Annotated in this window: 10 protein-coding genes; 3 read left to right on the forward strand and 7 right to left on the reverse strand. The window is 68.1% G+C overall.

What is annotated here, in order from left to right:
- The 7 genes from ASJ79_RS11045 to ASJ79_RS11075 all read right to left on the reverse strand — a co-directional run.
- On the reverse strand, positions 1 to 507 hold a 507-nt coding region (locus ASJ79_RS11045), incomplete at its 3' end, for an MlaD family protein (protein WP_156448377.1).
- Entirely contained in the window at positions 500 to 1,528 is a 1,029-nt protein-coding gene (locus ASJ79_RS11050; RefSeq protein ID WP_067955048.1) for an MCE family protein, read from the reverse strand. The genes ASJ79_RS11045 and ASJ79_RS11050, both read right to left, overlap by 8 nt.
- Positions 1,528 to 2,730 carry an MCE family protein gene (locus ASJ79_RS11055; protein WP_067955050.1) on the reverse strand — a complete coding sequence of 401 codons (1,203 nt, stop codon included), beginning with the start codon at positions 2,728 to 2,730 and terminating at the stop codon, positions 1,528 to 1,530. The genes ASJ79_RS11050 and ASJ79_RS11055 overlap by 1 nt, the downstream gene beginning before the upstream one ends.
- Positions 2,731 to 2,742: 12 nt before the next feature.
- A complete protein-coding gene (locus tag ASJ79_RS11060; protein ID WP_067955051.1) occupies positions 2,743 to 3,585 on the reverse strand; it encodes an ABC transporter permease in 843 nt (280 codons plus the stop codon).
- A complete protein-coding gene (locus tag ASJ79_RS11065) occupies positions 3,582 to 4,340 on the reverse strand; it encodes an ABC transporter permease (RefSeq protein WP_067955052.1) in 759 nt (252 codons plus the stop codon). The genes ASJ79_RS11060 and ASJ79_RS11065 overlap by 4 nt, the downstream gene beginning before the upstream one ends.
- Before the next feature lie 272 nt (positions 4,341 to 4,612).
- Entirely contained in the window at positions 4,613 to 5,521 is a 909-nt protein-coding gene (locus ASJ79_RS11070) for a 3-oxoacyl-ACP reductase (protein ID WP_231750817.1), read from the reverse strand.
- A gap of 13 nt (positions 5,522 to 5,534) precedes the next feature.
- Positions 5,535 to 5,726 carry a ferredoxin gene (locus tag ASJ79_RS11075; protein ID WP_067955056.1) on the reverse strand — a complete coding sequence of 64 codons (192 nt, stop codon included), beginning with the start codon at positions 5,724 to 5,726 and terminating at the stop codon, positions 5,535 to 5,537.
- Between the two features lie 167 nt (positions 5,727 to 5,893).
- On the opposite strand from ASJ79_RS11075, the gene ASJ79_RS11080 reads away from it, so the two are divergent.
- The 3 genes from ASJ79_RS11080 to fadD17 form a co-directional block, all read left to right on the forward strand.
- Entirely contained in the window at positions 5,894 to 7,075 is a 1,182-nt protein-coding gene (locus ASJ79_RS11080) for an acyl-CoA dehydrogenase family protein (RefSeq protein ID WP_067955058.1), read from the forward strand.
- Between the two features lie 14 nt (positions 7,076 to 7,089).
- On the forward strand, positions 7,090 to 8,199 hold the full coding sequence (locus ASJ79_RS11085; RefSeq protein ID WP_067955060.1) for an acyl-CoA dehydrogenase family protein: 1,110 nt from the start codon (positions 7,090 to 7,092) through the stop codon (positions 8,197 to 8,199).
- A 29-nt stretch (positions 8,200 to 8,228) separates the two neighbouring features.
- A partial coding sequence (gene fadD17, locus ASJ79_RS11090) for a long-chain-fatty-acid--CoA ligase FadD17 (protein WP_067955061.1) occupies positions 8,229 to 9,716 on the forward strand: 1,488 nt, incomplete at its 3' end.

A 9,716-nucleotide genomic window follows, 5' to 3' on the forward strand; every position in this document is an offset into this window, starting at 1 on the left:
CTGCGGCGTGGCGTCCCGCAACGAGTCGGTCAACGTCTGCAGCGCCATCTCGAACCTCGGCTTGTCCAGCGCACTGACATTCTGGCCGAGATCCTGCAGAGCCGTGTTGAGGGTGTACGCGGTCGTGGTGCGGCCCAACGGGATCACCGTCGAGTCACCACCGCCCTTGGGCGTGACGCCCAGCGACTTCTCGCCGAGCACGGTGTCGGTCTTGATCGCGACCAGCGACTGGTCACCGACCTTGATGCCACGGTCGACCGTGAAGCTGATCTTGGCGGCGTCACCGGCCAGCTCGACGGCGGTCACCTTGCCGACGGTGATGCCCGAGATGTTGACGTCGTTGCCCGGCGTGATGCCGCCCGCATCGGCGAAGTACGCCTCGTACGGTTTGCCCTGCGGGAAGAACGGCAGGCTCGAGTATCCGAAGGACACCAGCACCAGGCACCCGACCAGGACGATACCGAAGATGCCGGTCCGCAACGGGTTCGAATCGTCCGACCTACTCATTCTCGGCACACCTCCCCTTGCTCGGATCCGGCGGGCCGCCGAACGGGACCAGGATGTCGCTGCCCGCCGGGCCGTTGATCTTCATGCGCGTCGAGCAGTAGAAGATGTTGAAGAACGACCCGTAGGCACCGAGCGCGTTGAGCCGCAGGTAGTTCTCGCCGAGCGGCTCGATGACCTTGTTGACGTCGGCCTTGCGCTCGTCGAAGCGCTGGGCGAACGGCCGGACGTTCTCGATCACACCCTGGACCGGCCTGCGGGACTGCTCCAGCATCTCGGTCAGGTCGTTCTCGGCCGACGCCAGCGGGCCGATGGCTCCGGCGATCGGGTCGCGGCCCTCGGCCAGCCCGGTGATCAGCTTCTGCAGCTGGTCCACGCTGGCGTTGAACTGGGCGCCCTTCTCGTCGACGGTGCCCAGCACGGTGTTCAGGTTGTCGATCACGTCGCCGATGAGCTGATCGCGTGCGGCCAGCGTCTGGGTGAACGCGCTGGTGTTCGCCAGCATCGCCGACAGCGCACCGCCCTCGCCCTGGAGCAGTTCGATGACGGCGTTGCTGATCTCGGTGACCTTGGCTCCGTCCAGGCCCTTGAGCACCGGCCGCAGGCCGCCCAGCAACGCGTCCAGATCCAGTGCCGGTTGCGTGTTGACGATGGTGCCGCCCTTGGGCAGTTTGACGAGATCGCCGGGGCCCGAGGTGATCTCGAGGTAGCGGTCCCCCACCAGGTTCTCGTAGCGGACGACGGCCTTGGTCGAGGTGTAGAGCTGGTAGCGGTCGTTGACGCTGAACGCCACGTCGACGGTGTTGTCGGGGTTGAGCTTCACGCCCTCGACGGTGCCGACCGGTACCCCGGCGATACGCACGTCCTGTCCCGGCTCCAGCCGCGACGCATCGGTGAACGTCGCGTGGTACTTGTCCTCCGAGGCGAACCTGAACTCGCCGAACACGACCACCAGCATCGCCGCGACCAGGAGCATCGCGACGGTGAAGACGCTGACGGCGACGAGGGTCCTGTCACGCTTCATCAGAAGTCGTCCCTTTCCGCGTAGGCGCCGTTGAACAGGAACTGCAGCGTCGAGGGCGCGTCGAACTGCAGCTCGGTGTTCGGCTGATACGGGACATAGGCGTTGTCGGTGACCAGGAACGGCGTATGGTACCACGAGCCGCCGTACTGCTTGCTCGGAACCTCCGGCAGGCCACGGCAGTTCGGGCCGCCGGACGCGTTCACCAGTGGCAGGCTCTCCGGGTAGGTGTAGGCCGGTGAGCCCGGCAGGAAGTTCGACGACACGAACAGACCCGGCCGGATCCCGCCGATGATCGGGGCGAACCGGTCGACCGCGACCGCCGTGCCCTTGAGGGTGCAGCCGAACACCGGTGAGTACTCGGCGGCCACCTTCAGCGGTGCCCGCAACCGCTGTACCGCGGCGATGTAGTCGTCGGCGGCCGGTTCCAGGGTGGCCGTGCCGTTGTCGGCCAGCCCGGTCGCCGCCAGCAGCGCGGCGTTCAGGTTGTCCTGTTCGTCGACGATGGTCTGGCTGATGGCCGGCGCGTTCTCCAGGACGCGCACCAGATCCGGGCCGGCGTCGCCGTAGATGTCGGCCACCACCGCGGTGCGGCGCAGATCCTCCTGCAGCGCAGGCAGCTTCGGGTTCAGCTGTCCCAGGTACTGGTTCAGTCCGGTCAGCAGCGCGCCGGCGTCGTCGCCGTTGCCGCGCAAGCCCTCGGCGAGCGCCGACAGCGCGGCGTTGAGGTTGACCGGGTCGATCTTGTCCAACAGCTCGGTGAGCGTCTGGAACAGCGTGTTCACCTCGAGTTGCACGCTGTCGGCCTCGACCTCGGCGCCGGCGCGCAGCGACTGACCGTCCGGATACTCCGGCGGCAGGAACTCGACCGCCTTGGCGCCGAAGATCGTGGTGCCACCGATGCGCACGGGTGAGTCCGCGGGGATGTAGCGCATGTCGCTGCGGTTGATGGCCAGCGTGAGCTTGGCGCCGTCGCCGGCATACTCGATCGACTCCACCTTGCCGACCTGGATCCCGCGGTACTTGACCTTGGCGTCGACGTCCATCACCAGACCGGCCCGCGGCGAGAGCACCGTGACCTTGTCGGTCGGCGTGAACGCCGCCGTGTAGGACAGGTAGGTGAACACCACGGCGATCAGCACCAGCACAGCGAGGATCGCCGCAGCGATCCTCACATGGCTGCGCCTGGCGTCACCGTCGGCCATCTTGTTCCCGCCCTATCCCGAGAGGTTGAAGTTGCCGGACGCGCCGTAGACGGCGAGTGAGATCAACAGCACGATCGTCACGACGACGATCAGCGACGTGCGCACCGCCTGGCCCACCGCGATGCCCACCCCGACCGGACCACCCGAGGCGTTGTAGCCGTAGTAGGTGTGCACCAGCATCACCGCGACCGCCATCACGATCGCCTGCAGGAACGACCACAGCAGGTCGCTCGGGATCAGGAACGTGTTGAAGTAGTGGTCGTACAGGCCGGCGGACTGGCCGTTGATGTAGACCGTGGTGAACCTCGCGGCGAAGAACGCCGCCAGCACCGACAGCGCGTAGAGCGGCACGATCGCGATCAGTCCCGCGATCAGCCGGGTGGACACCAGGTAGGAGACCGCGTGCACCGCCATCGATTCGACCGCATCGATCTCCTCGGCCACCCGCATCGCGCCCAGCTGCGCGGTGGCACCCGCTCCGATGGTGGCCGCGAGCGCGATGCCGGCGATCACCGGCGCGACGATGCGCACGTTCAGGAAAGCCGACAGGAAGCCGGTGAGCGCCTCGATACCGATGTTGCCCAGTGACGAATAGCCCTGCACGGCGATGACGCCGCCCGAAGCGAGCGTCATGAACGCCGCGACGCCGACGGTGCCGCCGATCATCACGAGCGCCCCGGTCCCCATGGACATCTCGGCGATGAGCCGGATCGTCTCCTTGCGGTAGCGGGTGACGGCGTTGGGGACGTAACGGAACGTCTCCCCGTAGAACAGCGCCTGTTCGCCCACGGTGTCGACGGCCCGGGGGAAGACGCGCAGCAGTCGGCGCAGGCGGAGAGTGGCGTCGTAACTCACAGCACCCTGACCCCGACCGCGGTCATGATCACGTTGATCACGAACAGACAGATGAACGCGTAGACCACGGTCTCGTTGACCGCGTTGCCGACGCCCTTCGGGCCGCCCTGGACGGTCAGCCCGCGGTAGCAGCCGACCAGCCCGGCGACCACCCCGAACAGCAGCGCCTTGATCTCGGCCAGGATCAGCTCCCCGAGGCCGGTCAGGACCGTCAGCCCGTTGATGAACGCCCCGGGGTTCACGCCCTGCAGGAACACCGAGAACACGTAGCCGCCGGACAGACCGATCAGACAGACCAGTCCGTTGAGCAGCAACGCGACGAAGGTGGACGCCAGCACCCGCGGCACGACGAGGCGTTGGATCGGATCGATGCCCAGCACCCGCATCGCGTCGATCTCTTCCCGGATGGTGCGCGCACCGAGGTCGGCGCAGATCGCCGTGGCGCCGGCACCGGCCACCACCAGCACCGTGACGACGGGGCCCAGCTGGGTGATGGTGCCGAACGCGGTGCCCGCCCCGGACAGGTCGGCGGCACCGATCTCACGGAGCAGGATGTTCAGGGTGAACGCCACCAGCACGGTGAACGGGATGGCGACCAGCAGTGTCGGCACCAGCGAGACCCGCGCGATCATCCAGGTCTGCTCGAGGAACTCGCGGAACTGGAAGGGCCGGCGGAAGGTCTTGACGAACGTCTCCAAGGACATCTCGACGAACCCGCCCACGGCCCGCGCCGGCGCCGCAAGCTGTTCGATCAACCTCGGCTCCGTTCTCGGGACGCGGGGTTCGGGAGGAACGACCGGCGGCGTGCTGTGGCGAATACTGATAAGCCGGGTGCCGACGTCGTGTTCCCGCCCCTTGGACAAGCGCTGCTCTTAGTAAGCTGGATCATACTAACTAGAACGTGTTCGCAGTGTCAAAGATCGCAAATCCAGTCACATTTGTGATATCAGCGCTGCTCAATGCTGGTGTGACGCAGCTCATTCTAGAACGTGTTCTAGTCATGGGAGAGCGCAGCCGACCAGGACCGTCAGGCCGGGTCGCCGAGCCCCATCGCCGCCGAGAAACTCCGTTCCGGGTCACGATCAGCAAAGTAGTTCTGGAGCGTGTCCGACAACGCCGCCGGCTCCCACGCATCACCGTCGGCGCTGAACTGCCGTTCTGCCGTCGGAGCCGCGATGAGCGTCACCGTCGGACCATAGACGATGAACAGCTGTCCGTTGACCCCTTCGGCGGCAGGGGAGGCCAGGAACCGGACCAGGTTGACCACGTGGTCGGGCGACAGCGGATCCACCGCACCCGCCGGCAGCTCCGGCGCGTCCCCGAACACGCCCGCCGTCATCGCCGTGCGCGCCCTCGGCGCGATCACATTGGCCCGCACGCCGAAGCGGCCCAGCGCACGCGCCGCCGACAGCGTCAGCGCGGTGATGCCGGCCTTGGCCGCGCCGTAGTTCGGCTGACCGACCGGGCCGGACAGCCCCGCCTCCGACGACGTGTTGATGATCCGGCCGTAGACCTGACCGTCTCCCGCCTTGGCCTTGCCGCGCCAGTACGTCGCGGCGTTGCGGGTCAGCAGGAAGTGGCCGCGCAGGTGCACCGCGATGACCGCGTCCCATTCCTCGTCGGTCATGTTGAACAGGATGCGGTCCCGGGTGATGCCGGCGTTGTTGACGACGATGCCGAGCCCGCCCAGACCGTCGGCGGTCTCGAGCAGCTCGTCGGCCGTGGAGCGTTGGCTGATGTCACCGGCCACGGCGACGCCCTTGACGCCCGCGGCGGCGATCTCGTCGAGCACGTCGGACTTGTCCAGCGCCGGGGCCATGTCGTTGACGACGACGGTGGCGCCGGCCCTGGCGAGTCCGATGGCTTCGGCACGGCCCAGGCCGGCGGCGGCCCCGGTGACGACGGCGACGCGGCCGGACAGATCGGTTGTAGTCAACTTATGAATACCTCTAGTCGTGGCGGATCAGGGCTGCGCGGGGGCACTCGGCGACGGACTGCTCGGCCACCGCCTCCTCCTCCGGCGGGACCGGATCGGCCTTGACGACCGCATAGTCGTCATCGTCGAGCTCGAACAGGTCGGGGGCTATTCCGACACATACCGCGTTGCCTTCGCAACGGTCGCGATCCACTTCCACTCGCATCAGATCCTCCTGTCGGTCCGGGCTGTTGGTCCGATCCTGCCGGGCATGGGGTCAGCGCCCTGGACCCCAAGACTAGAACGTGTTACAACCGGGGAACACCCTAGGTATGCCCAGGCGTCCAGAATGGCACCCGGGGCCAAGGCTCGCAGAGAAGTGAGGACGACGCGATGCGGATCGGCTACACCCCCGAACAGGAGGAGCTACGTCGCGAACTGCGCGCGTACTTCACCAAGCTCATGACGCCCGAACGGGCCGAGGCGCTGGCGTCCAACGACGGCGAGATGGGTCGCGGCAATGTCTACCGCGAGACCGTCGCGCAGATGGGCAAGGACGGGTGGCTCACGCTGAGCTGGCCGAAGGAGTTCGGCGGCCAGGCCCGCCCGCCGATGGACGGCCTGATCTTCAACGACGAGGCCGCGATCGCCAACGTGCCGGTGCCGTTCCTGACGATCAACAGCGTCGCGCCGACGATCATGGCGTTCGGCACCGAGGAACAGAAGAAGTTCTTCCTGCCCAAGATCGCCTCCGGGGACCTGCACTTCTCGATCGGATATTCCGAACCCGGCGCGGGCACCGACCTGGCCTCGCTGCGGACGACGGCGGTGCGCGACGGCGACGACTACGTGATCAACGGCCAGAAGATGTGGACTTCCCTGATCGCCTACGCCGACTACGTGTGGCTGGCCGCGCGCACCAACCCCGACGCCAAGAAGCACCGCGGCATCTCGATGCTGATCGTGCCCACCACTGCGCAGGGGTTCTCGTGGACCCCGGTGCACACGATGTCGGGGGTGGACACCAGCGCGACCTACTACCAGGACGTCCGGGTGCCGGTGTCCAACCTCGTCGGCGAGGAGAACGCCGGCTGGAAACTGGTCACCAACCAGCTCAACCACGAGCGGGTCGCGCTCGTCTCGGCGCAGCCGATCTTCGTGGCGCTCAACGGGGTTCGCGAGTGGGCGCAGAACACCAAGGACGCCCACGGTAAGCGGCTCATCGATTCGGAGTGGGTGCAGCTGAACCTGGCGCGGGTGCATGCCAAGGCCGAGGTGCTCAAGCTGATCAACTGGGAGCTGGCCTCCGCCGAGGACTCCGCCCCGTCCCCGGCCGACGCGTCGGCGGCCAAGGTGTACGGCACCGAGCTCGCGACCGAGGCCTACCGGCTGCTGATGGAGGTGCTGGGCACCGCGGCGACGCTGCGCACGAACTCCCCAGGTGCGCTGCTGCGCGGACGCATAGAGCGCATGCACCGGTCCTGCCTGATCCTGACGTTCGGCGGCGGCACCAACGAGATCCAGCGCGACATCATCGGCATGGTCGCACTCGGCCTGCCCCGAGTGAACCGGTAAAGGATTCTGCAGAAATGGATTTCAAGACGACCGAAGCCGGCGACGACCTCGGCGGCCTGGTGCGCACGATCACCGAGACGGTGTGCACCCCGGAACATCAACGCGAACTCGACGGCCTCAGCGCGGAAACAGGGGGACGCTTCGACCGCGACCTGTGGGGCAAGCTGATCGCCGCCGACATCCTGTCCACCACGGCGCCTGAGGCGTTGGGCGGCGGCGGTTTCGGGGTGCTGGAGGAGTTCGCCGTACTGGTGGCGCTGGGACGCCAGTTGGCAGCGGTGCCGTATCTCGAGTCGGTGGTGTTGGCCGCGGGTGCGCTGGCGCGGTACGGATCCGGGACGTTGCAGCAGGACTGGGCGGCGCCGGCGGTCAGAGGCGAGAAGGTGCTCACCGTCGCGCTCGACGGCGAGATGGGCGAGGGACCGGTGCTGGCCCAGGCTGCCGGCGATGGCGTCACACTGACCGGCAGCAGGACCCAGGTGCCGTTCGGAGTGAGCGCCGACGCGTTCCTGGTACCCGCCGAGACCGATTCCGGCACAGCCGTTTATCTGGTGGCCTCAGCCGACGACGGGGTGACGGTCACCGCGCTGGACACCACCGGTTACGGCAGTGTGGCCGCGGTGCAGTTGCAGGGGGTCAGCCTCCGGGCCGACCGGCGCGTCGGCGGCCCCGAGGTGCTCGGCTGGCTGGTCACCCGGCACGCCCTGGGCCGCAGCGCGTACCAACTCGGCGTGCTGGAGCGCGCGCTGGAGATGACGGCGGCCTATGCGCGCGAGCGTGAGCAGTTCGACCGCCCGATCGGCAGCTTCCAGGCCGTCTCGTCGCGGCTGGCCGACGGCTACATCGACATCAAGGCTCTTCGCCTCACGCTGACCCAGGCGGCGTGGCGGCTTTCCGAGGACCTGCCCGCCGACATCGACGTGGCCAGCGCGGCGTTCTGGGCCGCCGAGGCCGGCCACCGCGTCGCCCACACCGCGGTACACGTCCACGGCGGTGTCGGCATCGACACCGACCATCCGGTGCACCGCTACTTCCTGGCCGCCAAGCAGACCGAGTTCGCGGTCGGCGGCGCCACCGGGCAGTTGCTGCGCATCGGCCGCGAACTGGCCGACACCCCGGTTTGAACCGTTCAACGGTGCCCACCGTCTCGTCGATGCTGGCGGCCCTGGCCGAGGTCGACGACCGAGGAGTGCACTGGGTCGACTCCGAGTCCGGCACGGTGTCGTTCACCAGCTGGCGCAACCACATTCGCGACGGCGCGGCACTCGCCGCCGCGCTGCGCGCCAGGCTCGATCCGGATCGCCCGCCCCATGTCGGCGTGCTGCTCGGCAATACCCCGTTCTTCGCCGCGGTGCTGGTCGCGGCCGCGCTGGCGGGCATCGTGCCGGTCGGGCTGAACCCGACCCGCCGCGGGGCGGCGCTGCGACGCGACATCGTTCACGCCGACTGCCAGTTGGTCCTCGCCGACCGCGACGGCACCCGCGACGGCGTCTGCACCGTCGACGTCGAAGCGCCGCCGTTCACCGAGGAACTCGCCGCGTGGCGCGGTGCGGCACCGGACTTCCCGGATCCCGATCCCGACGACCTGTTCATGCTGATCTTCACCTCGGGCACCAGTGGCGACCCGAAGGCGGTGCGGTGCACACACGAGAAGGTCGCGTTCCCCGGGCACATGCTCGCCGAGCGGTTCGAGCTCGGCCCCGCCGACACCTGCTATCTGTCGATGCCGATGTTCCATTCGAACGCGATCATGGCGGGCTGGGCACCGGCGGTGGCGGCCGGTGCGTCGATCGCGTTGCGCCGCAAGTTCTCCGCGTCGCAGTTCTTCCCGGATGTGCGCAGGTTCGGCGCGACGTACGCGAACTACGTCGGCAAGCCGCTGTCCTACATCCTGGCCACCCCCGAACGTGCGGACGACGCCGACAACCCGTTGCGGATCGCGTACGGCAACGAGGGTGCGCCTCGCGACCTGAGCCGCTTCGCCGAGCGGTTCGGGGTGACCGTGGTCGACGGCTTCGGCTCCAGCGAGGGCGGAATCGCCATCGCCCGCACCCCCGACACCCCCGAAGGCGCGCTGGGCCCGCTCGTCGGCGGGGTGACGATCGTCGACGTCGACACCGGAGCCGAGTGCGCTCCCGGAGAGGTCGGCGAACTGGTCAACACCTCGGGGCCGGGCCAGTTCCGCGGCTACTACAAGGATCCCGACGCCGAGGCCGAACGCATGCGTGGCGGCGTCTATCACAGCGGTGACCTGGCCTACCGCGACGAGCACGGCTTCGCGTACTTCGCCGGGCGGCTGGGCGACTGGATGCGCGTCGACGGCGAGAACCTCGGTACCGCGCCGATCGAGCGGATCCTGATGCGTTATCCCGGAGTCACCGAGGCCGCGGTGTACCCGATCCCGGATCCGGCCGTCGGCGACCAGGTGATGGCCGCGCTGGTGCTTCCCGATCCGACCTCGTTCGACCCTGAGTCGTTCACCCGGTTCCTGTGCGAGCAGAGCGATCTGGGGCCCAAGCAGTGGCCGAGGTTCGTGCGCACGGCAACCGCGCTGCCACGCACCGAGACCTTCAAGGTCCTCAAACGCCGGCTCTCCGCCGAGGGCATCGACTGCGCCGACCCGGTCCACCCGATCAGCCGG

This window comes from Mycobacterium sp. NAZ190054 (assembly GCF_001545925.1).
GTDB lineage: Bacteria > Actinomycetota > Actinomycetes > Mycobacteriales > Mycobacteriaceae > Mycobacterium.